This window comes from Variovorax paradoxus EPS (assembly GCF_000184745.1).
Lineage (GTDB): Bacteria > Pseudomonadota > Gammaproteobacteria > Burkholderiales > Burkholderiaceae_C > Variovorax > Variovorax paradoxus_C.
Genome location: NC_014931.1, coordinates 4,448,225 through 4,473,750 on the forward strand (window position 1 = coordinate 4,448,225; position 25,526 = coordinate 4,473,750).

The 25,526-nt window shown below is 65.9% G+C and carries 22 protein-coding genes; 16 read left to right on the forward strand and 6 right to left on the reverse strand.

All coding sequences use genetic code 11. From position 1 onward, the window contains the following. The first annotated feature begins 42 nt into the window (after positions 1 to 42). Genes VARPA_RS20570 through VARPA_RS31705 form a run of 5 tightly spaced genes read left to right on the forward strand, consistent with a single transcriptional unit; the run spans position 43 to position 5,170 of the window. Positions 43 to 1,605: an ABC transporter substrate-binding protein gene (locus tag VARPA_RS20570; protein ID WP_013542505.1), complete on the forward strand. Its 1,563-nt coding sequence runs from the start codon at positions 43 to 45 to the stop codon at positions 1,603 to 1,605. Beyond that, positions 1,602 to 2,609, forward strand: coding sequence for an ABC transporter permease (locus VARPA_RS20575; protein ID WP_013542506.1), 1,008 nt, complete (start codon positions 1,602 to 1,604; stop codon positions 2,607 to 2,609). Before VARPA_RS20570 ends, VARPA_RS20575 begins: the two co-directional genes overlap by 4 nt. Continuing rightward, entirely contained in the window at positions 2,606 to 3,448 is an 843-nt protein-coding gene (locus VARPA_RS20580; RefSeq protein ID WP_013542507.1) for an ABC transporter permease, read from the forward strand. Before VARPA_RS20575 ends, VARPA_RS20580 begins: the two co-directional genes overlap by 4 nt. Continuing rightward, the gene (locus VARPA_RS20585) at positions 3,445 to 4,854 is read left to right on the forward strand and encodes an ABC transporter ATP-binding protein (protein WP_013542508.1); all 1,410 of its coding nucleotides are present in this window, start codon (positions 3,445 to 3,447) and stop codon (positions 4,852 to 4,854) included. Before VARPA_RS20580 ends, VARPA_RS20585 begins: the two co-directional genes overlap by 4 nt. A 22-nt stretch (positions 4,855 to 4,876) precedes the next feature. Continuing rightward, positions 4,877 to 5,170: a hypothetical protein gene (locus VARPA_RS31705; protein ID WP_234974797.1), complete on the forward strand. Its 294-nt coding sequence runs from the start codon at positions 4,877 to 4,879 to the stop codon at positions 5,168 to 5,170. A gap of 291 nt (positions 5,171 to 5,461) precedes the next feature. On the opposite strand, the gene VARPA_RS30710 is transcribed toward VARPA_RS31705, so the two are convergent. Further along, the gene (locus tag VARPA_RS30710) at positions 5,462 to 6,856 is read right to left on the reverse strand and encodes a hypothetical protein (protein WP_013542509.1); all 1,395 of its coding nucleotides are present in this window, start codon (positions 6,854 to 6,856) and stop codon (positions 5,462 to 5,464) included. A gap of 554 nt (positions 6,857 to 7,410) precedes the next feature. Here VARPA_RS30710 and VARPA_RS31160 point away from each other — a divergent pair. Continuing rightward, positions 7,411 to 8,337 (forward strand): hypothetical protein, encoded by a 927-nt coding sequence (locus VARPA_RS31160; RefSeq protein WP_144299019.1) that lies wholly within the window; start codon positions 7,411 to 7,413, stop codon positions 8,335 to 8,337. Between the two features lie 117 nt (positions 8,338 to 8,454). Here the strand turns inward: VARPA_RS31160 and VARPA_RS20595 are convergent, their stop codons facing one another. Further along, positions 8,455 to 8,754: a hypothetical protein gene (locus tag VARPA_RS20595; RefSeq protein ID WP_013542511.1), complete on the reverse strand. Its 300-nt coding sequence runs from the start codon at positions 8,752 to 8,754 to the stop codon at positions 8,455 to 8,457. Between the two features lie 756 nt (positions 8,755 to 9,510). Between VARPA_RS20595 and VARPA_RS20600 the strand changes: the two genes are divergently transcribed. Together VARPA_RS20600 and VARPA_RS20605 are read left to right on the forward strand one after the other, a co-directional pair. Continuing rightward, positions 9,511 to 10,143: a PadR family transcriptional regulator gene (locus VARPA_RS20600; RefSeq protein WP_013542512.1), complete on the forward strand. Its 633-nt coding sequence runs from the start codon at positions 9,511 to 9,513 to the stop codon at positions 10,141 to 10,143. A gap of 15 nt (positions 10,144 to 10,158) precedes the next feature. Then, positions 10,159 to 11,007: a siderophore-interacting protein gene (locus tag VARPA_RS20605; RefSeq protein WP_013542513.1), complete on the forward strand. Its 849-nt coding sequence runs from the start codon at positions 10,159 to 10,161 to the stop codon at positions 11,005 to 11,007. A gap of 135 nt (positions 11,008 to 11,142) precedes the next feature. Here VARPA_RS20605 and corA read toward each other — a convergent pair whose 3' ends face one another. Continuing rightward, on the reverse strand, positions 11,143 to 12,120 hold the full coding sequence (corA, locus tag VARPA_RS20610) for a magnesium/cobalt transporter CorA (protein WP_013542514.1): 978 nt from the start codon (positions 12,118 to 12,120) through the stop codon (positions 11,143 to 11,145). Between the two features lie 43 nt (positions 12,121 to 12,163). Continuing rightward, entirely contained in the window at positions 12,164 to 12,787 is a 624-nt protein-coding gene (locus VARPA_RS20615; protein ID WP_013542515.1) for a hypothetical protein, read from the reverse strand. 94 nt (positions 12,788 to 12,881) lie between these two features. Here VARPA_RS20615 and mutS point away from each other — a divergent pair, with 94 nt between their 5' ends. From mutS to VARPA_RS20630, 3 genes are read left to right on the forward strand one after another with little or no spacing between them, the layout of a single operon-like run. Beyond that, positions 12,882 to 15,539: a DNA mismatch repair protein MutS gene (gene mutS / locus VARPA_RS20620; RefSeq protein ID WP_013542516.1), complete on the forward strand. Its 2,658-nt coding sequence runs from the start codon at positions 12,882 to 12,884 to the stop codon at positions 15,537 to 15,539. Between the two features lie 28 nt (positions 15,540 to 15,567). Then, complete coding sequence (locus tag VARPA_RS20625; RefSeq protein WP_013542517.1) at positions 15,568 to 16,407, forward strand: proteasome-type protease; 840 nt, start codon at positions 15,568 to 15,570, stop codon at positions 16,405 to 16,407. Positions 16,408 to 16,421: 14 nt separating this feature from the next. Further along, positions 16,422 to 17,240: an alpha/beta fold hydrolase gene (locus tag VARPA_RS20630; RefSeq protein ID WP_013542518.1), complete on the forward strand. Its 819-nt coding sequence runs from the start codon at positions 16,422 to 16,424 to the stop codon at positions 17,238 to 17,240. Between the two features lie 18 nt (positions 17,241 to 17,258). Here VARPA_RS20630 and VARPA_RS20635 read toward each other — a convergent pair whose 3' ends face one another. Further along, complete coding sequence (locus tag VARPA_RS20635) at positions 17,259 to 17,774, reverse strand: MOSC domain-containing protein (protein WP_041943893.1); 516 nt, start codon at positions 17,772 to 17,774, stop codon at positions 17,259 to 17,261. A 96-nt stretch (positions 17,775 to 17,870) separates the two neighbouring features. Between VARPA_RS20635 and VARPA_RS20640 the strand changes: the two genes are divergently transcribed. From VARPA_RS20640 to VARPA_RS20655, 4 genes are all read left to right on the forward strand, one after another. After that, positions 17,871 to 19,127, forward strand: a complete 1,257-nt coding sequence (locus tag VARPA_RS20640) for an RNA polymerase sigma factor (RefSeq protein WP_013542520.1) — start codon at positions 17,871 to 17,873, stop codon at positions 19,125 to 19,127. Between the two features lie 17 nt (positions 19,128 to 19,144). After that, the gene (locus tag VARPA_RS20645) at positions 19,145 to 19,525 is read left to right on the forward strand and encodes a YciI family protein (RefSeq protein ID WP_013542521.1); all 381 of its coding nucleotides are present in this window, start codon (positions 19,145 to 19,147) and stop codon (positions 19,523 to 19,525) included. 98 nt (positions 19,526 to 19,623) lie between these two features. After that, positions 19,624 to 20,430 carry an SDR family NAD(P)-dependent oxidoreductase gene (locus VARPA_RS20650; protein ID WP_013542522.1) on the forward strand — a complete coding sequence of 269 codons (807 nt, stop codon included), beginning with the start codon at positions 19,624 to 19,626 and terminating at the stop codon, positions 20,428 to 20,430. A 229-nt stretch (positions 20,431 to 20,659) separates the two neighbouring features. Next, positions 20,660 to 21,367 carry a response regulator transcription factor gene (locus VARPA_RS20655; protein WP_013542523.1) on the forward strand — a complete coding sequence of 236 codons (708 nt, stop codon included), beginning with the start codon at positions 20,660 to 20,662 and terminating at the stop codon, positions 21,365 to 21,367. A gap of 39 nt (positions 21,368 to 21,406) precedes the next feature. On the opposite strand, the gene VARPA_RS20660 is transcribed toward VARPA_RS20655, so the two are convergent. Then, entirely contained in the window at positions 21,407 to 23,491 is a 2,085-nt protein-coding gene (locus VARPA_RS20660) for a YadA family autotransporter adhesin (RefSeq protein WP_234974799.1), read from the reverse strand. Between the two features lie 153 nt (positions 23,492 to 23,644). Between VARPA_RS20660 and VARPA_RS20670 the strand changes: the two genes are divergently transcribed. Beyond that, positions 23,645 to 25,516, forward strand: coding sequence for an ATP-binding protein (locus tag VARPA_RS20670; protein ID WP_234974801.1), 1,872 nt, complete (start codon positions 23,645 to 23,647; stop codon positions 25,514 to 25,516). Positions 25,517 to 25,526: the final 10 nt, after the last annotated feature.

Below are 25,526 nucleotides of genomic sequence, written 5' to 3' on the forward strand. Positions count from 1 at the left end.
TCATGCATCGCGAGTCACGCGATAGCGTGGTGGAAAACTGAGATGACAATGCCGCCCGACTTCACGCGCCGCCGCGCGCTCCAGTTCCTTGCCGTCGGCCCCGCCGCCGCCGCAACGACTCCCCTACTGGCGCAGCCGTCCGCGACGCGCGCGCCGCTGCAGATCGTCGGACCCTGGGAGATTGCGGGCTTGTCCCCCGCCAGCAGCGGCCACGTGTTCACGCGCATGCAGATCACCGAAACGCTGATGAACGCGAGCGACGACGGCTTGCCGCTGCCGGGCCTGGCCGAGCGCTGGCGCGTGTCGGGCGACGGCCTGGCGTGGCACTTCACGCTGCGCGCGGCCGCGCGTTTTCATGACGGTGCGGCCGTCACGGCCGCCGCCGTCGTGCGCTGCCTGCAGGCCGCGCGCGTGGCGCCTGCGCTGCTGAGCCAGGCGCCGATCCGCTCGGTGGAAACGGAGGGTGTGGGCATGGTCGTGATCCGGCTGACGCAGCCCTACGGCGCACTGCCGGCACTGCTCGCGCACAGCAGCACGATGCTGCTCGCGCCCGCGAGCTACGCGGCCGACGGCGCCGTGCGAAGCATCGTCGGCAGCGGACCCTATCGCGTGGTGTCGATGGCACCACCGCAGCATGTGGAGGCCGCGGTCTTCGACGGCTACGACGGCCCCCGTCCCGCCATCGAGCGCGTGCGGTATCTGGCGGCCGGCCGCTCCGAAACCCGCGCGCTCATGGCCGAAGGCGGGCAGGCTGACCTGGCCTACGGCCTCGATCCGGCGAGCCTGGTGCGGCTGCGCAAGCGCGGCCAGGTGCGCGTGGACACCGTCACGCTGCCGCGCACCGTGATCCTCAAGGTCAACGCCGGGTTGCCCGCCTTGAACGATGTGCGAGTGCGGCAGGCGCTGAGCCTCGCGATCGACCGGGCCGGCATCGCCAAGGCGCTGCTGCGCGACCCCGAACTTGCGGCCACGCAGCTCTTTCCGCCCACGATGGCGGCTTGGCACAACAACGCACTGCCGGCGTTGAAGCAAGACCCCGACGCCGCTGCGAGGCTGCTGGCCGAAGCCGGCTGGCGACGTGCGCCCGACGGTCTGCGCGACGCATCCGGCCAGCCGCTTCGCCTGTCGCTGCGCACCTTTCCCGACCGGCCCGAGCTGCCGCTCATCGCCTCGGCGCTGCAGGAGCAATGGCGGCAGGCGGGCATCGCGGTGCAGGTGAGCATCGGCAACTCGGGCGACATTCCGCTGGGCCACCGTGACGGCAGCCTGCAGCTCGGCTTGGCCGCGCGCAACTACGCCACCGTGCCCGACCCCACCGGCACGCTGATGCAGGACTTCGGCACCTCGGGCGGCGACTGGGGCGCCATGGGCTGGCGCAGCGATGCGGTCGCTCGCGCACTGGCCGAACTGTCGCGCGGCACTTCGTCGGCAGAACGCGCGGCTGCGTTGCGAACGCAGGTCACGGCGGTGCTCCATGCCGAGCTGCCGGTCATTCCCATCACCTGGTATCGCCAGCAGGTGGCCGTGGGCCGGCGCCTGGAGGGCGTGAGCCTCGACCCGCTGGAAAGGTCCTACCGGCTCACCGCCATGAGGTGGCGCGCATGAACAAGACCATCGAACCCATCAAGACCATGACCCCTGACATCACCCGCACACACACCGCGTGGACCGCGATGCTGCTGCGCCGCGCCATCCAGATCTTCGCGCTCGGCCTCCTGGTGGGCACCGTGTGCTTCTTCATGGCCCGCTCGCTCCCGGGCGACATGGCCACCCGCATCGCCGCGGGGCGCTACGGCTACGACCTCGTGAGCAACGCGGCGGCCGATGCCGTGCGCCTCGAACTCGGGCTCGATCGGCCCCTGTGGCTCGCGCTGCTGCACTGGTGGGGAGACATCGCGCGGCTCGATCTCGGCACCTCGCTGGTCAGCGGCCATGCCGTGTGGCGCGAAGTGGCGCATCAGCTCGCAGCGACCATCGAACTCGCGGTGGCTTCGGTGTTCGTCGCGGCCGTCGTCGGCTTGCCGCTCGGCATCTGGTCGGGCCTGCATGCAGGCGGATGGGTCGACCGCTTCACGCTGGCGCTGGCCGTGGTGCTGCGCGCGCTGCCGCCCTTTCTGCTCGCCGTGCTGCTGATGGTGGTGGTGGCGGTGCAGCTCGGCGCCGTGCCGGTCGCGGGCGACGACCACGGCGGCAGCCTGCTGCTGCCCGCGTTGACGCTCGGCCTCGGGCTGGCCGCGGGGCTGGCGCGCGTGGCTCGCTCCGCCATGGGCGAGGCGGCCGCTTCGGCGTCTTTCGAATTCGCCCGCACCAAGGGCCTGTCGGACAGGCAGGCGCTCGTGCGCCACGGCCTGCGCCAGGCGGCCACGCCGGTGGTCGCCTACCTCGGCGTGCATGCGGTGTTCCTGGTCGAAGGCGCGGTCGTCGTCGAGGCCCTCTTCGCCTGGCCCGGCATCGGCCATGCACTGGTGCATGCGGTGTTCGGGCGCGACGTGCCGATGATCCAGGGCGCAGCCCTGTGCATGGGCCTGCTGTTCGTGGTGTTCAACCTGCTGGTGGATGCGGCCTGCCTCGCGCTCGATCCGCGCCGGCGGATGGGAGCGGTGGCATGAACGGCAGCGTCATCGATATGCCCGCACTCGACCTCGCCGGCCATGGCGCGCGCCGCACGGCCATCCGCCGCCGCGCGGGTCTCGTAATCCTCGCGCTGGTCTCGGCGTTCTCCTTGTTCGGACCGTCTCTGATCGGCATCGACCCCGCCCGCCAGACGCTCGCCAACACCCTGCTGCCACCCGGCGCCGCCCACTGGCTGGGCACCGACGTGCTCGGCCGCAGCGTGCTCGCGCGCCTCGCGCACGCGGCCCGGCTCTCGCTGGGCCTGGCCTTGCTCGCGGCCTTGACCGCGGCCGTCCCCGGCGTGCTGCTCGGCGTGGCCGCGAGCTGGCGTGGCGGGCGCATCGAACGCGCGCTGGTCATGCTGGCCGATGCCGTGCTCTCGGTGCCGGGCCTGCTGCTGGTGCTGCTGTTCGCCGCGCTGGCGCCGGGGCAACACTGGGCGCTGTACATCGGCCTGTCGCTGTCGCTGTGGGTCGAGTACTTCCGCGTGTGCCGCGCCGCCAGCCGGCAGGTGCTCGCGAGCGATGCGGTGCAGGCCTCGCGCCTGCTCGGCTTCGGTACGGGCTACGTGCTGCGCAGGCACTTGCTGCCGGCCCTCGCGCCCGTGCTGGGAACCTTGCTCGCCTTCAGTGCCGCGCAAGCGGTGCTGGCACTGGCCGCGCTCGGCTTCATCGGCGTGGGGCTGCAGCCGCCCACGCCCGAACTGGGATTGATGATGACGGAGTTTCTTCCCCACTACGAAGAGGCGCCCTGGCTCATTGCCGCGCCCGTCGCGCTGCTGATGGCGGTGGTGCTCGGCATGATGCTCGTGGCCGGCGATGGAGAAACGACATGACCGCTTCCGTTCTGCTAGCAGCCGACAACCTCGGCGTTCACGTCGGCACCCGGGCCTTGCTGCGCGACGTGTCCTTCAGCCTGCGCGCCGGCGAAGTGCTGACCCTGCTCGGAGAAAGCGGCGCCGGCAAATCGCTGCTCGCGCAAGCCGTGATGGGCAACCTGCCCGCCGCGTTGCGCGCCAGCGGCAGCGTCACGCTCGACGGTGCGACGAGCCGCGCCGACGACGCCCGCGCGCGACGGCCGCGCTGGGGGCGCACGGTCACGCTGCTGCCCCAGGAGCCGAGCCTCGCGCTCGACCCGCTGATGCGCATCGCGCCGCAGCTCTCAGAAACGCACGAACTGGTGCGCGGTGCCGCGTTCGACCAGGCAGAAGCCGCTGCATTGCACGACCTCGAAGCCGAAGGCCTCGCGGCATCCGCGCGGCAGTACCCGTGGCAGCTTTCCGGCGGCATGGCGCAGCGCGCCGCCGCCGCCGTGGCCTGCGCGGGCGGCGCGCGCATCCTGCTGGCGGACGAACCCACCAAGGGCCTCGATGCGCACTGGCGCGACCACACCGTGGCGATGCTGCAAGGCGTGCAGCGCCGCGGCGGCTGCGTCGTCGTCATCACGCACGACCTGCGCGTGGCCGAGGCGCTGGGCGGACAACTCATCGTGCTGTGCGCCGGCCAGGTCGTTGAGCGCGGCGATGCCCGCACCGTGCTGGCCGACCCGCAGCATGCGTTCACGCGGCGGCTCGTCGCGGCCGACCCCGCGCGCTGGCCCCGACGTGCAGCAGCCCCGGCTTCGGCGGGCGCGCCGGTGCTCAGCGCGCAGGGTTTGTCCAAGCGCTTCGGCGGCAAGCCGCTGTTCGACGGAGTCGATCTGCAGATTCGCGCAGGCGACCGCTTCGTGGTGCAGGGCCCGAGCGGCACCGGCAAGAGCACGCTCGGCAATGTGCTGCTCGGCCTCATGCCGGCCGACCGCGGTGTGGTGCGGCGCGCGGAAGGCCTGCACGCCACCGCCTTCCAGAAGCTCTACCAGGACCCCGTCGCTTCTTTCGCGCCGCACGTCACCCTGGGGCAGTCGCTGCGCGACGTCGCGGCAAGGCATCGCTGCGCATGGCCCGCCGTGCTGCAACACCTCAGCCGCATGGGCGTGCCGCACGACCTGCTCGCACGCCGACCCTCGCAGGTGTCCGGCGGCGAACTGCAGCGTGTCGCGCTCGCGCGGGTGCTCACGGTGCAGCCCGCGCTGGTGTTCGCCGACGAGCCGACATCGAGGCTCGACCCGGTCTCCCAGCAGGAAGCCATGGCCGTTTTGCTCGATGCGCTCGACGAACGCGGCGCGGCGCTGATGCTGGTGACGCACGACGACGACATTGCGGATGCGGTCGCGACGCAGCGCTGGAGGCTTGCCGCGGGTTGAGTTCGCGGCGTGCTGGGCAAGCGTGTGGGTTGCCGGCACCGTGGCCACGCTGCTGCTGCTGGCCGCGCATGGGGTCTCGCGCTTGCTGGGCGGCAATGGTCGCCCAGCGCATGCGGTGCCCACGTGGATCATTCCGAGCGTCGCCGGGCTGGACATTCCGGTCACCGGCAGCCACATGCCCATGGTCTGGGCCGGCGAGGTGCTGCTGCTGTCGGCGGCCGTGGGTTCGGTGCTGGCGCTCGTGCTGTTCACGATGATCGTCACGCGATTGATCCAGCACGAACCGCTTGCCCCCGCGATGAGCCCTCGCTGCTGATCCTTGTCGCGCCGTTTGAGGTGGGTTTCGCGGCGTACGTGAACCTCACGGGGCGGGTGGATCTGTCTGCGGGGCCGCTGTTTTACTTCGGGGTGTTTTTACTTGTGGTGCTGGGGCCGAAGGTGTTCAAGCGGAGCGTGCCGGTCGACGGTTCGGACGGTGCAGGTGTTTTTGATGGGCGATTACTGGGCAATTAGTCTTAAAACAGACCTCCCTCGCTGCACCAAGGCGACCGATCGCATACCTGAAACAGCGCCGAGGTCTATTTAGTCCACAATCAAGTGCTTGAATTCATGGATAGACCTGCGTCAAGTTGTTGTACTTGAGTTTGAGATTTGAAAACTCCTCCGTAGATGCGACCGTAATGTCTGGCTGACCAAATTGCTTTTGCACTTCTGAAAACAATAGGGATTCAAAATTTTTTACGGCTGCGATATTTGCCACTCCCTCATAAACGATAAGCAAATCAACATCCCTATATACTCTTCTTCGAAGAAAAGAGCCGAAGGCGTAAACACAGATTCTCGCCGGCGGTTGGATATTTTTTAAAATCCTTTTCAATCCAACACTTCTAGCCTCGGAATCGGCTCGGAGAAGAAAATTTAAATAATTCTCTCCATTATGACGGATTGCGCCCATAAACTCCCCAAGCATAAACAATCCAATACCTTTTTCTATGCAGCAAGTTTTCGCAGATTCGGAATATTGACCAGCCGGACTAGAACAAATAATAGCATTAATCGCCGGATCAACCTCCAGCACCCTATCCAATGTATAGTCAGTAAAGTAGTAGGTATTGGTGACAAATACTTTTAAAGCATTTCCATCCTTCAAGTCAACAAGCATCGTCCCTCGATTCAATTCTTGCAGCCTCGCAATGCGATCGTGATTTGAGAGGAAACGCTCGATAAAAGTATTTACTTGATTGAAACGATACTCCAACTCCTCCCGCGCAACAATCTGCGGTGGCTCAGAAGGAATATTCAGTTTTGTCTTCACCAAATAGTCAAAACTTCTCGGAAAAAGCTTATAGTCGTTGATCTTATTATTTGACAGGCAATTATCTTGAAATGCATCCACATGCATTTTATACAAGAGCATTTGAGAGTAAATATCCCAAGGATAGGGAAAGTTTCTCTTGTTTTTTTCAATGATCTGAATGATCCGTTGATTATTAGGAAGAATAGTATTAAGGCATCGGCTTCGCCAAACTCGGAGACCATCGCCTCCCATTCCACTCAATACATTTTCAGAATAAGGGCCATACTCTCGGAAAATGGCCGCGTTTTCATCCAGCAAATCATTAATGTCTTTAAGTAACGTGTTTTCGTCTCGAATACTTGGTATCTCGAATAGTCCGGCTATTTTATTGGCATGAGAAAATTTCCAAGAAATTATTTCCTCAACACTGAATTTCTGCTCAAGCTCGTCGATAACCTTGTGACATCCAAGGCATAGCATCACCAAATTTTCGACCCCATCCTTATTGATGTGCTCCGCGAGCTCATGATCGCTTCGTGGCCCTGAGGAGCCGTGCCCAATAATGTGAGCGACATTAGCTAAACTAACCATGTCCTCATCAATTAAGCGAAATAAATACTCATTGCATTCTGGGTTTTGACAAAACCCTCCGCATTGAGCCCATAGCAGACGAGCGGTGTTTAAGGGGATTGATTTTCTAATCATCTTGCTAATTTACTTGAATTCTTCCATGTCGATAGGCAGACTGCCTCATTGGATGCTGCGCGTCAAGTAGCATTGATGGCTTCTCAGCAACACCGAAGTACTTGTTCGAAGATTCCGTTTAAGTCGCTTCTCTGATAAACGTACCCAAGCGTGTGCATTCGGGTTAGCCTTGGGATGCCAGCAAAAAGCACCTCAGAGCTTCGAGCCAACACTGAGCGAAATAGCCCTTGGGCGCAAAGTAAATCAAAAAATAACCTATAGAGTTAACAATGGTAATTAGAGACTACGCCGAGTGTCTTTCATGTGGGACGCAATTTATATTGCGCGTTGGAATAGGCATCGAATCCGTATGCACCCATACCTTCGATTGCCCCTCTTGTCATTCTCCCATATCAATACAAGCCAAAACTGGCGAGCCGCCTCAAGCTTGGATCGAGTTAATCGAGAATGCCAAAAAAACTAAAGAAGACCCACAAATCGATATATATATAAATTTACATCCCTCAATAGCTTCAAGGCCCGACGAGTATCACTCTCGAATGGCATTTGTGTCCATGACATACGTGAAATTAGTTTGGCCCCATCTTCGCGCGCCCGCAAGTCAACGCTCGCAAGACGCAGCAACTGAGTTTGAGGTTCCATACACCCGAGAACTCTGGCCACTCATTAATAGCATCCTCACGCTCGCAGCCAAGGGAGATCCTGCTGGGATTCTCGACCCACAGATCGGTCGTTACGTCAAGCGTCGCCAAGAATTCTCGCCGAATTTTGGTTGCAAAACGGCTTTCAAAGCCGTCGCTTCATTTTTTGACGACATATTCCATCCCGCTATTGGAAGATTGCGCCATCCGCTAAGATATTTTGCGCAAGCACAAATCCAAATATACAGCGCAGAGATGAAACGGTTTGGAGATTTTTATCGCAATGAGATAGAACAGCCTAATATTGAAAGATATTTGGCAACTCTTAACGACTACTTTAAGCATTTCGATCAATTCCGGCAAATGCTTGTGCATGCTAGAGTTGGCGATAATGAAGTTGATGATTTCGTGGTTGGCTCAAAAAGCTTCAACGAAATAAAACTATACTACGGGCAAGCCTATGAAACGTTGACATCGAGCTATTTGACCTTGGCTTGCATAAACAATGTGGCGCAAGGCCGACCCTACGATGAATTTCAGTCCATGACGCTTTCTAAATACACAAAAGATCTAGAAAAATCAAAAAGATCGAATCCTTTTAAAGAAACCCCTGAACTTGCGGCTTTTATTCGCTTTGAAGACAGCTCATTGCGAAATGGATCGCATCATGCATCGATTTGGCGAGATGGGGAAATCGTCAAATATAAAAGTGGGGGCACAGGCGCCGAGCGCGATATTAGCTATAGTCGCTATTTGCACCAGTGCAACGAAATCACCATCGCACTAGCGGCTTTGCTGTTGGTTGAGCTTCAAATGTTTAGCCGCTTGCGGCCAAGCTAGCTTTCGAAGGATTTTGAATAGATCGATCTCTACAATAGGTAACGGACAGCGTTGGCTAGTGAAGGAATACGAGTCGCCATTCACCAAAAGATAGAAATGACGACTCATTTGCGCTACTTACCCCTTCACACTCGCCTGCAACAACTCATCCGCAGCCCGCGCCAGATCCGCAGCGATCCACATCATGTTCCCGCGGTGCATCTCCCCTGCTTCTTCGAACCACCCGTTGCCGTCTCCATAGGCGCACCACAGCAGCGAGTGCAGCTGCGTGAGTTTTTCTTCGAGGAGGTCCCTTGCGTCGTTGCCCGTCGGGGGTGAGGGCGGCGCGCCGCTGGGGGTGGTAGTGCTGCTGCGAGCACCGCTGCGGCGGGAGGGAGATTTGGGCGTAGAACGCCCGGCGATAATTTGCTTAGCCATGCTGGTGTGCGCTTTCTAAAAGTGGTTGCACGTCATGTGGTCAGACGGTCAGGGTGTTCACGCAACCTGGCCGTCGCCTTTTGCGCCTCACATTCGCATCGATGGCACTTGGCGGGCCATCGACACCCGCAGTGAGGCAGGCGGTTGATTCATTCACTCATCCGTTCATTTCTCTTCCGGATTGTTCGTCGCTCCTTTCTTTCTTGCTTGCTTGCTTTCACACTGCGCTGTTCGTCGGTCACTCAGTGCAGCGTCTGGTCGCTGGGGCATTCACTGTAGAGAAGCAAAGCCGCGCGGGAGAAAAGAATTCGTCGAGGAATTCTCGAATTCGCGAGGCATCTTTCGGGCAATGGCCGAGAGACTGCCGGGGGACACAAAGCACTGACAGTCGCAGACGTTTCGCGCGCCGGCGCGGCGCTAATTCGGCTGCTGTCGGCGAAGGAAAAAAGCAAACAAATCAGGTGCTGTTGCTGCGATGTCCGCAGCAGCGCCAGACGTTGGCCGATTGCCGCAGGCACGCCGCACAGCAGCTTGATGACGCCAATCACATCGAGCTCCCGAAGTGCGCCGCCTCGTCGACGGCCTCGAAGCTCGCGATGAGCAGCAGGTTGTTCGCGAACACGCGCGTATCGCACCGAACATTAGATACATCGGAAAGACCGGCCAGCTCTCGCGCTCGGCGCTCCGAACCCCGTCTTGACTTCGTTTTAGATATATATCTAAAATTGTTTCGATACATCCTTCAAGGACTTCGACATGAGACACCCCCACTTCGGCCATCACCACCACAACCACCACTGCCACGCCCCCCGCGGCGAGCACGGAGACGGCTTCTCCGGCGGCCGCGGCCGGCACGGTCATGGCGAGGGCGACCTCGGCGACGACCAGCGCATGCCCGGAGGCCGCGGCGGTCGCGGCGGCGGGCGCGTGTTCGGCCACGGCGGCCTGCGCTTCGTGCTGCTGCAGCTCATCGCCGACAAGCCTTCGCACGGCTACGAGCTCATCAAGGCCATCGAAGACCGCCTGGGCGGCAGCTATGCGCCGAGCCCCGGCGTGGTCTACCCGACCCTCACGCTGCTCGAAGAGATGGGTCATCTGAGCGTGGAAACGGCCGACACCGGCGGCCGCAAGCGCTACAGCATCACCCCGGGCGGCCAGGAATTCCTGGCTGCCAACCGCGAAACGGCCGACGCCATGATGGCCCGCATGACGGGCGGCGTGGACGGCGCGGGCCCGCGCGGCGGACGTCCGCCGCAGGTCACGCGCGCCATCGAAAACCTGAAGCTCGCCATGCGCATGCGCCTGTCGGGCACGCCCCTCACAGAACAACAAGCCCACGATTTCGCCGCGGTGCTCGACAGCGCCGCACAACAGCTAGAGCGCATCTGAACTTCTTCTTTTGACATGACCGACTTCACAACCACCACCACTGCTTCTTCCTCCAACACACCCGACCGCACGCCGCGCCGCGTGCGCCACGACCTTCGCTTTCGCCAGCTCACGGTGAAGACGGTGCAGCGCGTGACGCCGCACCTCATCCGCATCGTGCTGACGGGCGACGACCTCGCGGGCTTCACGAGCCTGGGGTTCGACGACCACGCGAAGATCTTTTTCCCCGACGCGACCACGGGCAAGCTCACGCTGCCGACGGCCGGGCCCGACGGTCCGATCTGGCCCGCGAGCGGCCGCCCGACGATGCGCGACTACACGCCGCGCCGCCACGACGCGAAGGCGAACACGCTGGAGATCGACTTCGCGCTGCACGACGCCGGCCCCGCCACGCAATGGGCCGAGAACGCCAAGCCCGGCGACACGCTGGGCGTGGGCGGGCCGCGCGGCTCGTTCATCGTGCCGACCGAGTTCGACTGGCACCTGCTCATCGGCGACGACACCGCCCTGCCCGCCATCTCGCGGCGCCTGGCCGAACTGCCGGCCGGTGCGCGGGTGGTGGTGCTGGCGGAAGTCGACAGCGAAGCGGACGAGATTCCGTTCGAGACCGAGGCTGAACTTACGCTGCAGTGGGTGCATCGCCGTGGTGCCGAAGCGGGCGTGAGCACGGTGCTGGTCGATGCGCTGAAGGCGGCGAAGCTGCCGGCCGGCGACTTTCATGCGTGGGTCGGGTGCGAGTCGGGCATTGCGAAGGCACTGCGCGCGCATCTGGTGAGCGAGCGCGGCGCGAATCCGAAGTGGACCCGGGCGTCGGGCTACTGGCGGCGCGGCGCTGCGGCCACGCACGATTCGCACGACGAGTGATCGGGTCTTGCTCCTTCCCCTCCCGGGGGAAGGTTGGGATGGGGGCACGCGGCGCTTGTCAGGCGCAGTGCTTCATCGAACGCCGCGAGCCCCCACCCCTGCCCTCCCCCGGAAGGGGAGGGAGCAAGACAAAACTCAGAGCCAGCCGGCGCGCCTGAAGCGGTAGTACAGATACCCGCAGGTGCTGACGATGAGTCCCAGCGCCACCGCATAGCCGTACTTGAATTTCAGCTCGGGCATGTTCTCGAAGTTCATGCCCCAGATGCCGGCGAACGCGGTGCACACCGCGAAGATGCTGGCCCAGGCGGCAAGCCGCTTGGTCACCTCGCTGTCTTCGATGGTCACCATCGACAGGTTCACCGCAATGGCGGTGCCGATGGTGTCGCGCATCGCGTCGATCGAACCGTTGATGCGGCCCAGGTGATCGCCCACGTCCCGAAAGTACTCCTGCGTGCCCATGCAGACCTGCGGCACGCGCCCGCCGTACAGCTTGCCCGCCGCCTCCACGAGCGGCGCCACCGCGCGCTTCAAGGTCATGCTGCGGCGCTTCAGGTCGTAGAGCTGCTTGATCTTGTCGCGCGCCGCGCCGCTGTGCCCGAAGATCTGCTGCTCGATGGTTTCGAGCTCGACCTCGAGCGCATCGATGACGGGAAAGTAGCGGTCGACCACCGCGTCCATCAGCGCATAGAGCACGAAGCCAGCGCCGTTGCGCAGCAGGTCGGGCTCGCGCTCGCAGCGCTCGCGCACGCCCAGAAACCCCTGCTGGCTGCGGTTGCGCACCGAGAGCACGTAGTTGCGGCCGACGAACACGTCGACCTCGCCCACGTTCACGCAGTGCTCGCCCTCGGCCGAGGGCTCCACCAGGTGCATGACGACGAAGAGCGAGTCGCCGTACTCCTCGACCTTGGGGCGCTGATGGCCGTGGTGAGCGTCTTCGACGGCGAGCGGGTGCAGGTTGAATTCCGCCTGCATCTCGGCGAGCTCCTCGGGCGAGGGATCGCTCAGCGCCACCCACACGAAGCAGCCGGGACGGGTGATGTAGTCGCTGATGTCCTCGACGGGAATGTCGGCGAGCTTGGCGCCGTTTTCGTAGGCCACGCAGTTGATCAGCATCGGTGCTCGTCCAGGGTCAATCGTGAAGCTTGAGGCGCGGCGGTCAGGCGGCCGCGTCGGGATTCGAAGCCGCTGCCAGGTCGCGGGTAGCGGCCAGCGAGGCCTCGATGGCCTGGGTCTCGGCCTTGAGCAAGGCGAGGCCCTTTTCGGCGAATGCGGCGTGGCTTGCGGTGTCGGCCCAGAGGCTCGTCGCGGCTTCGGCGCATGTGAGCGACGTGAATCGGATGCGGCCCTTCGCCAGGTCGATGAAGCGCTTCTCGCGCAGCGGGTCCGCACGGTCCCAGGCACCGCCGATGAGCACGCGCTTGCCGCGCTTGATGCGGGGTTCGCGCTCGGCGAAGAAAGGCAGCTTGGCGGAGACCCAGCCGAGCATGCCGCTGTTCAATGCGGTGTCGAAGTCGGAGGGTGCGGTGTGCGCCTTTGCGTAGTCACGCAGGGTGCCGAGTTGATAGAGCACCGGGTCCTTGGGGCCGGACGGTCCGCCTTCCACGGGCCTGATGGTGGACGGGCCAGCGCTTCCGCCCTTCTCGGGCCGCTTCGACTTGCGCAGGTCGGCAAGCTGGGCCGGCGGCATGCAGAGATAGAGCGCCGCGAGCTCCGCGGGCAAGGTGGCGGTGTCCGGCAGCGCGTTCGCTTCAGGGCCTTTGAGTTCTTCCGGGAGGGCCATGGGCGCCTTGTTGTTCTTCACGCGGGGTTTGCGCGGGGGGATTTTAGGACGGTGATGAAAAGTGCCGCCCGCCCCGTCCCCGATAATCGCCCCAGTGAAAACGACGACTGCTCAACCCATTTCCCCCACCAGCGACCTCTCCGGGCACACGCCCATGATGGCGCAGTACCTGGGCCTCAAGGCGGACCATCCGGACACCCTGCTCTTCTACCGGATGGGCGATTTCTACGAACTGTTCTGGGCCGATGCCGAAAAGGCCGCGCGCTTGCTCGACATCACCCTCACCCAGCGCGGCCAGTCGGCCGGCCAGCCCGTGGTGATGTGCGGCGTGCCTTTCCATGCGGTCGATACGTACCTCGCGCGGCTCATCAAGCTGGGCGAATCGGTGGCCATCTGCGAGCAGGTGGGCGAGGTCGGCGCGAGCAAGGGGCCGGTGGAGCGCAAGGTGATGCGCGTGGTCACGCCCGGCACGCTGACCGATTCGGAACTGCTCAGCGACAAGAGCGAATCGCTGTTGCTCGCGGTGCATGCGGGCACGCGCAATTTCTGCGGGCTCGCGTGGCTCAGCGTGACGGGTGCCGAACTGCGGCTGGCCGAGTGCCCGGCCGATGCGCTCGAAGCGTGGATCGCGCGCATCGCGCCGAGCGAACTGCTCTACAGCGCCGAGGTGACGCCGGCTTTCGAGCAACGCCTGAAAGCCGCTCGCACCGCAACGCCGTTCACCCTCTCGATTCGCCCCGCGTGGCAGTTCGACGGAGGCCTGGGCGAGCGCAAGCTCAGCGAGCAGATGGGCAGCAACAGCCTGGCCGCGTGGAACGCCGAATCGCTCACCAATGCGCATGCCGCGGCGGCCGCGCTGCTGGGCTATGCCGAACACACGCAGGGCCGCGCGCTTTCGCACGTGCAGCGGCTGTCTGTCGAGCGCGACGGCGACCTGATCGAGCTGCCGCCCACCACGCGGCGCAACCTCGAACTGGTGCAGACGCTGCGCGGCGAAGACTCGCCCACGATGTTCTCGCTGCTCGACACCTGCATGACGGGCATGGGCAGCCGGCTCGTGAAGCGCTGGCTGCTGTCGCCACGTCGTGACCGCAGTGAAGCGCAGGCGCGGCTCGAGGCGATCGCCGCGCTGCAGTCCACCGTGCTCGGCGGTACTGCCGCGCCATGGCGCACGCTGCGGGAGCAACTGAAGAACACGAGCGACGTCGAGCGCATTGCGGCGCGCATCGCGCTGCGCCAGGTGCGTCCGCGCGAGTTGCTGGCGCTGCGCCTGGCGCTCGACAAGGCCGAGCAACTGGCACCGCTGCTGCCTGCTTCCGCTCCGTTGCTGACACGCATCGCCGAGCGGCTCGCGCCGCCGCCGGGCTGCGCCGATCTGCTGGTGAGCGCGATCAAGCCCGACCCGTCGGCGCTGGTGCGCGACGGCGGCGTGATCGCGACCGGCCACGACGCCGAGCTCGACGAGCTGCGCGCCATCAGCGACAACTGCGACGACTTTCTGCTGAAGCTCGAAATCAGCGAACGCGAGCGCACCGGCATCAGCAACCTGCGGGTGCAGTTCAACCGGGTGCACGGCTTCTACATCGAGGTGACGCAAAGCGCGCTCTCGAAGGTGCCCGACAACTACCGCCGCCGCCAGACGCTGAAGAACGCCGAGCGCTTCATCACGCCCGAGCTGAAGGCTTTCGAAGACAAGGCGCTGAGCGCGCAAGACCGCGCGCTGGCCCGCGAGAAGTGGCTCTACGAGCAGCTGCTCGATGCACTGCAGCCCTCGGTGCATGCGCTCACGCAACTGGCCGGCGGCATCGCGACGCTCGATGCGCTGTGCGCGCTGGCCGAGCGCTCGCACACGCTGCACTGGCGCGCACCGACCTTCGTGTCGCACCCGTGCATCGAGATCCAGCAGGGGCGGCATCCGGTGGTGGAAGCGCGCCTCGCCGAAAAGTCGTCGGGCGGCTTCATCGCCAACGACACGCAGCTCGGACCGCAGCAGCGCATGCAGGTCATCACCGGCCCGAACATGGGCGGTAAGTCGACGTACATGCGGCAGGTGGCGATCATCGTGCTGCTCGCCTCCATCGGCTCGCACGTGCCGGCGGCGGCCTGCCGGCTCGGGCCGATCGATGCGATCCACACGCGCATCGGCGCGGCGGACGACCTGGCGAATGCGCAGTCGACCTTCATGCTGGAGATGACCGAGGCCGCGCAGATCCTGCACAGTGCCACCGCGCAATCGCTGGTGCTGATGGACGAAATCGGCCGCGGCACCAGCACCTTCGACGGGCTGGCGCTGGCCGCGGGCATCGCGGCGCAGCTGCACGACCGCAGCAAGGCCTTCACGCTGTTCGCGACCCACTACTTCGAGCTGACCGAGTTTCCGGCCACGCACCACGGCGCGGTGAACATGCATGTGAGCGCGACCGAGGCAGGCCGCGACATCGTGTTCCTGCACGAAATGCAGCCCGGCCCGGCCAGCAAGAGCTACGGTATTCAAGTCGCGCGGCTTGCCGGCATGCCGGCGGCCGTGGTCAACCATGCGCGGCAGGCGCTCGAAGCACTCGAATCGCAGCATGCGCAGACGCGTGCACAGGTCGACCTGTTCGCGCCCCCTCCGGTGGCCGAGACGCCGCTGGCCAGCGCCGTAGAATCCGCGCTGGCCGCGCTAGACCCCGACACCATGAGCCCGCGCGAGGCCCTCGACGCGCTCTATGCCCTCCAAAAACTGAACACGCGTGAACGCAGTGCCGCCTGAGCGGGCCTGATTCATGCGAGACGAACTCATGACTTATTGCGTAGGCATCAAACTCAACGCCGGCCTGGTGTTTCTCTCCGACTCGCGCACGAATGCGGGCGTGGACCACATCAGCACCTTCCGCAAGATGATCGTCTACGAGCAGCCGGGCGACCGGGTGATGGTGCTGCTGTCCTCGGGCAACCTGAGCATCTCGCAGTCGGTGCGCGAAATCCTGCAGATCGAGGAATTGCGCGAAACCCGCGAAGACGGCTCGCAAGGCGACCCGATCACCATCTGGAACGCCAAGAGCATGTTCGACGCCGCCCGCGTGCTGGGCTCGGCGGTGCGCCATGTGTACGACCGCGATGCCGAGGCGCTGAAGCACGCGGGACTCGACTTCAACGTGTCCTTCATCTTCGGCGGGCAGGTCAAGGGCGAAGGCATGCGGCTGTTCCTGGTCTACGCCGCGGGCAACTTCATCGAGGCGACGACCGAGACGCCTTATTTCCAGGTGGGCGAATCGAAGTACGGCAAGCCGGTGCTCGACCGCGTGCTCACGCCCGAAACGCCGCTGGACGAAGCCGCCAAGTGCGCGCTGGTGTCGATGGACTCGACGATGAAGTCGAACCTGTCGGTGGGCCTGCCGCTCGACCTGGTGGTGTACGAAGCCAACAAGTTCGAGACCGACCGGGTGATCTGCATCGACGCCGACAACCCCTACTACCGGATGATGCACAACAGCTGGGGCCAGAAGCTGCGCGAGGTGTTCGACAGCATCGAAGACCCGGTGTGGGACGACAGCCATACCGAGCACCCGCTGAAGATGCCGGCCACGCGGCACGGCGCGCTGCGCAAGATCTCCACCCCCGACGAAAAGCTCATCTGAGCCCGGCATCGGCCATGGCCATGCCGCCCGTCGTCTTCTCGCACGGCAACAGCTTTCCGGCGAGCACCTACCGCGTCGTTCTCGACAGCCTGCGCAATCGCGGCTTCGAGGTCGATGCCATCGAGAAATTCGGGCACGACCCGAAGTACCCCGTCACCGACAACTGGCCGCACCTGGTGCAGCAGCTGGCCGATTTCGCCAAGGTGCGCGCAGATCGCGCGGGCGGGCCGGTGTTCCTGGTCGGCCATTCGCTCGGCGGATTCTTGAGCCTGATGTGCGCGGCGCTGCACCCGGCGCTCGCGCGCGGCGTGGTGCTGATCGATTCGCCGATCCTCGGCGGCTGGCGCGCCAACACGCTCAACGTGGTCAAGCGCACGCCGCTCATGAAGAGCATTTCGCCCGGCGCCATCAGCCAAAAGCGCAAGAACAGCTGGGCGCACCGCGAGGCGGTGTTCGAGCATTTCCGCAGCAAGAAGGCGTTTGCGAAGTGGGACGAGCAGATGCTGCACGACTACATCGACCACGGCACCTTTGACGGGATCGCTGCGGGGGAAGACAGCCGCGAGCTGAGCTTCGACCGCGACGTGGAAACCGCGATCTACAACACCCTGCCCCACAACCTGGGCGCGCTGCTGCGCAAGCACCCGCTCAAGTGCAAGGCGGCGTTCATCGGTGGGCGGCAGTCGGCCGAGATGAAGCGGGTGGGCATGGCGATGACCGAGCAGGTGACCAAGGGCCGCATCACGATGCTCGACGGCACGCATCTTTTCCCGATGGAAAAGCCGCTGGCCACCGCGGCTGCCGTCGAGGCGGCGCTGCGCAACCTGCTGTAAGGCCTCAAGCGTCAGGCCTCAGGCGGAAGCGGGACGGCATTCGATGCCGTCGCCGATGCGCAGGACGCCGCCGCGCAAGACCCGCGCCGTCACGCCGCCGTGGCCGCGCATGGCGTTGTAGCCGCCGGGGCCGAGCAGCTCTTCCATCCGAGAACAGGGCTCGCAGGGGCCGCTGATTTCGAGCAGCACCTCGGCGCCGATGGCCAGCACCAGCGGCTGGTCGCGAAAGAGCGAGCGCGCCGCCAGCAGGTTCAGGCCCGAGACGACCAGGTTGCGCCGCAGCCCTTCGGCATCGACGCGCGCATGGCCGGTGAGCGCGGCGATCACCGGCAGGTGCTCCTGCTGGATCAGCGAGACCTGCCGCTTGCCGCCGGGGCGCGCGGCGGCGATGCGGTCGCCTTCCAGCCCGCGCCCTTCCACCGCCATGGCCTCGTCCACGGACAGCACCGGCGCCCGGCGCGCCGGCCGCAGCAGGATGGCGTCGAGGCGGCCGGGCCGCGCGAATTGCCGGGTCAGTTCGTGGAGGTCGGGCATGCGGGGCATTGTCCACATGATTTTTTGCGCCCCGTTGTCGGCCCGACGCATACTCGCCCGTCCTTGGGGGAGCAACGCCAGACTGAACCCGCCCGCATGACCGACATGTCCTGGATCGCCATCACGCTGACCGCCTCGCGACCGCGCGCGGTGGCGGCGCTGCTGCGGTACTTTCGCGATCTCGACATGGCCGAGGAAGCCTTCCAGGAGGCGAGCCTGCGCGCCCTGCAGCACTGGCCCGGCAGCGGCCCGCCGCGCGATGCGCTGGCGTGGCTGATCTTCGTGGGCCGCAACGCCGCGCTCGACGAGGTGCGGCGCCGCAACCTGCACGACGCGCTGCCCGATGACGAGGCCGCGATCTCCGACCTCGACGACGCCGAGGCCCGGCTCGTCGAGCAGCTCGACCACGCGCACTACCGCGACGACGTGCTGCGCCTCCTGTTCGTCTGTTGCCACCCCGAGCTGCCGCTGACGCAGCAGATCGCGCTGGCGCTGCGCATCGTCTCGGGGCTGTCGGTGCGGGAGATCGCACGCGCGTTCCTGATCGGCGAAAGCGCGATGGAGCAGCGCATCACGCGCGCCAAGAAGCGGGTCGCCTCGGCCGGCATTCCCTTCGATGCGCCCGGCGCGCGGGAGCGCGGCGAGCGGCTGGCCGCGGTGAGCACCACCGTCTACCTGCTCTTCAACGAAGGCTATTCGGCCAGCGGCGGCACAGAGCACGTGCGCGCGGCGCTGTGCGACGAGGCGATACGCCTGGCGCGCCTGCTGCGCGAGCTGTTCCCTGACGATCCCGAGTTGATGGGCCTGGCCGCCCTGCTCCAGCTGCAGCATGCCCGCGCCGCGGCACGGCTCGATGAAGAAGGGCTGGTGGTGCTGCTCGAAGACCAGGACCGCGGCCGCTGGAACCGCGCACAGATCGGCGAAGGCCTCGCGCTGGTCGACAACGCGCTGCGGCGCGGGCAACCCGGCCCGTACCAGCTGCAGGCCGCCATCGCCGCCATGCACGCACAGGCGGCACGCGCGGCCGACACCGACTGGGCCGAGATCGACCGGCTCTACGCCGTGCTCGAGGTGCTGCAGCCGACGCCGGTGGTCACGCTGAACCGCGCGGTGGCCGTCGCCAAGCTGCGCGGGCCCGAGGCGGCGCTCGCGATGATCGGGCCGCTGGCCGGGCCGCTCGCGGCCTACTTTCATTTCCATGGCCTCAAGGGCGGGCTGCTGATGCAGCTGGGCCGGGCGGAAGAAGCGCGCGCCGCGTTTGCCGATGCCATCGCCCTCGCCCGCACTGCCGCCGAAGCTGCGCACATCCGCAGCCAGCTCGACCGTCTCGCCCACAACACCGCAACGCACTAGCCAACCAAGGAAGACCGATGCTTTATTCCATCCTGATCTACGGTTCCGAATCCGCCGTGGGCGCCTGGGCGCCGGGCGCGGAAGACGACATGCTCGAGCGGCACACCGACCTGCGCGACGACCTGCAGTCCCAGGGGCGCCTGGGCGCGGTGCTGCGCCTGATGCCCGACACCGCCACCACGGTGCGCCACGCAGGCGCGGCGCATCCGCTGGTCACCGACGGTCCGTTCGCCGAAACCAAGGAGCAGTTGATGGGCATCTACATCGTCGATTGCGACACCCTCGAGCAGGCCCGCGACGCCGCCCGCCGGCTGGACTTCGAGACCGGGGTGTTCGAGATCCGGCCGGTCACCTGGTACGACCCGGGCGTGATCCCCGCGCGCATTCCGCAGGTCTGACCGGAAGAAATTTCGCCAGCACTGTCGGATCGGGCCGCGGCCCGCCGTCCTTGGTTCGAACGCCCGCATGTCGCTGGGCGCACACCAAGGAGAAGTTCATGTCGTCGATTTCATTGCAGGACCAGTGCGCGGTCATTCACGGTGGCGGCGGCGCCATCGGTGGCGCGGTGGCCCGGGCCTTTGCGGCCGCGGGTGCGAGGGTGTTTCTTGCAGGCCGCACGCGCGCCAAGCTCGAAGCCGTTGCACGGGACATCGCCGCGGCCGGCGGCCTGGCAAAAGTGGCGGTGGTCGATGCGCTCGACGAAGAAGCCATGCTGCGCCATGCCGACGGCGTCGCCGAGCGGGCAGGCGGCATCGACATCGCCTTCAACGCCGTCGGCGTGCTGCACGTGCAGGACCGGCCGCTGTCGGAACTCTCGCTGGAGGACTACTTCCTCCCCGTGCACGCCTACACGCGCAGCAACTTCCTCACCGCAAAGGCCGTCGCGCCGCACATGGCCCGGCGCGGCGGCGGCGTGATCGTCTCGGTCTCCACACCGGCTTCGCGCCTGCCGGGGCCGGGCTACCTAGGCCATGCGGTGGCCTGCGCGGGGGTCGAGGCGCTGACGCGGCACATGGCGGGCGAACTGGCGGCCTTCAACATCCGCAGCGTCTGCATCCGCTCGCACGCGATTCCCGAGGCTGCCGCCGCGGGGTCGCACAGCCACGAGGTCTTTCGGCCTGCGGCCGAGCGCATGGGAATGACGGTCGAGCAGATGCTCGCGGCCAAACCGGCCGGGCTGCTGGTGAAAAGGCTGCCGTCGCTGGACCAGTTGGCGAATACGGCGGTATTCGTGGCGTCCGGGCACGCAGGCGCCATGACGGGGGCAATGGTTAACCTCAGCGGCGGTGTCACGCTGGACTGACGCTCTGGAAGCTCCGGCCGTGCGGGTGGTCCATGAGCACCGCGCCGATGGCCTCTGCCGCACGCTTTCTGGCTAAACATTCCAAATAGAGCGATAGTTCCTGCCCCCTCGAAGGTTTCCCCCTGTTTTCAATTGGGTGACTACAGGATACATATGGCAATACTCTGCAACAATCCCATATAAGTAAAAACGTCCTACCCAAGTCAGGCACCGTCAGAATCCCGCCCACATGTCCAATTCGCACCTGGAAGACGTCGAAGTCGTTTCCCTGAGCCCCGCGCTGGTGGTCGAAGACGATCCGGCCATGCGCGAGCGGCTCGCCTACGTGCTGTCGACCCTGGGTTGCGACGAGCCGCAGATCGCCTGGGCCGACAGCGTGACGGCGGCCAAGGAACTGCTCGAGGACCGCGATTTCGGGGTTGCGCTGGTCGACATTGGCCTGCCGGACGGCAGCGGCGTCGAGCTGATCGGCTGGATGCAGGCGCATCGCCCGAGGGTGCCCGCGGTGGTGGTCTCGGCCTGGCGGACCGAAGAGGTCATCTTCGCGGCGCTGCGGGCCGGCGCCATCGGCTACCTGCTGAAGGAACGCGACGACCTGGAACTGAGCATCGCGCTGCGCAGCATCGAGCAGGGCGGCGCGCCCATCGATCCGTCCATCGCGCGCCGCATCCTCGGCTGGATCGCGGCGCAGCAGACTTCGCTGTCCGCGGTGCTGGCCAGCGATGCGCCGTCCCCGCTGCCCGTGGCGCTGACGCCGCGCGAGCGAAAGATCCTTGAACTCGTGTCGCAGGGGCTGAGCAACCGCGACATGGCCGAATCGCTGTCGATCTCGCGCCTCACGGTGGAATGCCACACCAAGAACATCTACCGCAAGCTCGCCGTCACCTCGCGTACCGAGGCGGTCTTTCAGGGGCGCAGGCACGGCTTGCTGCGCTGACCGGCCTGCAGACCGGTCTACCCGGTCTGCCTCATCACCTCACCAGGCGTAGCCCGCCTGCACGCGCGCCGCAATCCGGTTGCCGCTGCCGCTGCTGGTCGCCGTGGAAACGCCCAGCCCCAGGTTCAGGTTGTCGTTGAGCTGGTAGCCGAAAGCGAAGCCGATGGCCGATGCACCGGCGTAGTTGCCCACGGCGGCGCCCATCCATTTCTTGCCCACCGCCAGCGTCGGCATCGACGGCATGGCCAGCGCAGCGGCGACGCCCCGAGCCGCGAAGGCATTCGCCTGGCTGGTCGCGTTGCCGACCACCTGTTGCAGCTGATTGACGTTGACGGCGTCGGTTCCCAGCACGCCGGGTGCGACATTCGCAATGCCGCGCAACTGGTTGGTTGCCGCATTGCCCACCGACACCGTGTTGTCGCGGTCGGCCACCGAGCCCTGGCCCAGCGCCACCGAATTGCTGCCCGTGGCAAGTGTGTTGGCACCCAGCGCGACCGCGTTGTTGCCGGCCGCCACGGCGTTGTTGCCCACGGCGGTGGTCGGGTCGGCCAGCGCCCGGGCACCCGCGCCGATGGCGACCGAGCCCGCGTGATCGGCCTTCGCGCCGTTGCCGATCGCGACGGTGTTCTCGCCGTTGGCTTGCGCGTTGGTGCCCATCGAGGTGCTGCCGGCGCCACCCGCACTGGCGCCAGGACCGCAGGCCACGGCACCGCCCGCACCCACCGCGCAGACGCCGCTGCTCAAGGCCTGGTTCATCAGGGCCTGCAATGCGGTGACCTGTTGCACGGTGAAGTTGTTCGCCGTGGTGACCGCCCCCTGCTGCGCCTGCTGCACCTGTCCGACATTGGCGGCATCGGTAGCCGCCTGCCCCGCGCCGACGTTGCTGATGGTGGTACCGGCGCCGCCGTTGGCGTTGAGCTGCAGCGAGGTGCCGCCCGCACCGTACTGCGCCGAGTTCTGTGCCGCGCCGAGTGCGGTGTCGGCGGTCTGCTTCACCGTGTTCAGCTGGCCGACGTTGGCGGCATCCGTGGCGACCTGCCCCGCACCGACGTTGCTGATGACGGTACCGGCGCCGCCGTTGGCATTGAGCTGCAGCGAAGTGCCGCCCGCGCCGTACTGCGCCGAATTCTGTGCCGCGCCGAGCGCCGCATTGGCTGTGTTCTGTGCCGCGGTGGCGCTCTGCTGCACCGTGTGCAGCTGGCCGCCATTGACGGCATCGGTGCTCGTGGCGTTCACCGCGCCGGCGCTGACATTGACCAGACCGCGCGTCTGGCCGGCCGAGCCGAACGAAACGGTATTGGCCGCGGTGGCGACGGCGTTCGCGCCAATGGCCACGCTTCCGTTCGCGCCGCTTGCGACCTGGCTGCCCGACCCGATGGCCACGCTGCCGGTTGCCAGCGCCGCCGCGCCCGAAGCGCCGTTGCTCGCGCCGCCGATCGCCGTGCTGGCATTGCCGGACGCCACGGCACCCTGGCTGGTGCCCGACGCGCTTCCGATGGCCACTGCGGCCTCGCCCGTGGCCTGCGCACCGCTGCCGCCGGCCTGGCCGCCAGTGCCACCGCAGCAGACAACTGCCCCGGCTCCGCCCGAACCGAACGCGATCGCGCCGGAGGCCGAGGCCTGCGCACCACGTCCTCCCGCCGCGCCCGTGCCGCCTGCACGGCCTTGGCCGCCCGTGCCGCCCGCGCCGACCGCAATGGCGCCCGAAGTCGAGGCCTGAGCGCCGCTCCCTCCCGCCGCGCCGGTGCCGGTTGAAATGCCTGCTCCGCCGGCACCACCACCGCCAATGGCTGTCGAGCTCCCTGCAGCTGCACTTGCGCCACCGCCACCCACGCCGCCGGTTCCGCCGGCGCTGCCATAGCCGCCGGTGCCACCTCCGCCCAGCGATGTGGCGCCGTCCCCCGAGACGACGGCCGCGGCGCCTCCGACGCCTCCCGATCCACCGGTATCCGCCGGGCCGCTTCCGCCGGCCGTGCCTCCGGCGAAGCCCGCCGCATGGGCGCCGGCTGCCATCAACAACGCCATCGCAGGCAGATGCCGAAGCGCCCGCCTGAACCGCCGTGTTCCTGTCGGCGTCTTGCGAAAGGCCTCGTGGGCGGCGGCGGGGTGAATCTGGGTGGACATGGAATGTGTTCTTTCTCGAAAAACGGACAGACGAAAACGCGACGAAGTGTGTCTTTCTGTTATCAACGGGGCCATCCCCGAGAACTGGTAGACGGAATGCCCTCCCCCCAACATCGAGCGCCGCTCGGCCTTCGACCCGCGCTCAGAAGCCGATTGGCAAAGGCATGGGCATGGCTTGCCGTGTCGCTGGGCATGCTCGTTTTCGTGCTCTTCGCGGCGCCCCTGTCGATGGCGACTGCGCAGGGGCAGCAGCCCCCTGCTCCCGAGCTCCATGCTGAAGCCGTGCGCGGCACCGGCTGGGACGACACCACGCCGCCCACCGACGGCTGGACGCCCGTCGCGCTGCCCGACAGCTGGCCCGATCGCTGGCCCGGTTTCGATGGCGTGGTCTGGTACCGGCTCACCTGGACGCAGCCCGCGGAGGCGAACGAAATCGGGCTGCTGCTGAACTACTTCAACATGGCCGGCGCGGTGTTCCTCAACGGCACGCCGATCCTTCGCGACCCGAACCTCGTCGAGCCGCTCACGCGCTCGTGGAACACGCCGCGCTACTGGCTGCTGGCAGCGCCGCTGCTGCGGCCCGGCGCCGCCAACACGCTGCTGGTGCGCGTTTCGGGCCTCTCGCCCTACCAGCCGGGGCTGGGGCCGGTGCGACTGGGCGCGCCTGCCGCGATGCAGGCGCTGTACGAACGCGAGCGCCTTTTTCGCCACGACCTCCCGATGTTGGGCCTCGCGCTGAGCGCCGTGGTCTCGGCCTTCTTCGCGGCCCTGTGGGTGTTGCGCCGCAGCGAGACGGCCTACGGCTGGTTCGCGCTGATGTCGGTGCTGTGGCTCGCGTACGGCTACAACCACGTCGCCACGACGCCCTGGCCCTTCACGAACAACCACAGCTGGCAGGCGTTCAACACCTCGGCGTTCCTCGCGTTCAGCGTGGCCTTTCTGGTCTTCACGCTGCGCTTTTGCGAGCGGCGCATGCCGCGCCTGGAAATCGCGGCGCTGCTGCTGGTGAGCGTGGGCTGGCTCGATCTCTGGACCGCGGGCATGCCGTCGCTGCCCCTGCACCGGGCTGTGTGGGGGCTGGTGGGCGGGCTGATGACGATTGCCGTGTGCTGCTCGGCGCTGGTCCACGCCCTGCGCTTGCGCCAGGGCCCCGTACTCGCGCTCGCGCCGTTCATGGCGATGTCCGCCGTGACCGGCACGCACGATCTGCTGGTGTTCACGCAGGTGATCGACAGCAACATCTACTACACGACGATGTCGTCCTATGCGCTGCTGCTGGGCATGGCGCTGATCCAGGCCGGCCGCTTCGTCAAGAGCCTCGAGCGCATCGAGAACTTCAACACCGAGCTGATCGAGGAAGTGAACGCCGCCAAGGCCGAACTCGCCGCCACGCTCGCGCAGCAGCATGCGCTGGAGCTCGCGCATGCGCGCATCGGCGAGCGCGTCAACCTCGCGAGCGACCTGCACGATGGCCTCGGCGGCATGCTGGTGGGCAGCATCGCGACGCTGGAGCGCACGCCAGAGAACCTGTCGGCGCCCGAACTGCTCGCGATGCTCAAGAGCCTGCGCGACGACCTGCGGCTGATCATCGAAGCCACCGGCCGCCACGACAGTGCGCGCGCGTTCGGCGAACTGCTCGCGCCGCTGCGGCACCGCACCTCGCAGCTGCTCGATGCGAACGGCATCGACTGCCGCTGGCAGGTGTCGAATCTCGAAACGCTCGAACTGCCGCCCTCGCAGAGCCTGGACCTGCTGCGCTTTCTGCAGGAGGCGCTGACCAACGTGCTCAAGCACAGCGCGAGCCGTCGCGTGGACGTGGCGGTGATGCGCGACGGCGCCGAACTGCAGCTCAGCGTGCGCGACAACGGACGTGGCTTCGTGGTCGATGGGGCCGACAAGGCGGCCGGTTCCGGCTTGCGCAGCCTGCGCACCCGGGCGCGCCGCCTCGGGGCCGAGCTTCAGTTGCAGTCGCGGCCCGGCGAAACGCAACTGGCACTGCGGATGCCCCTGGCGCCCGCAGCCTGAGCGACTTGCG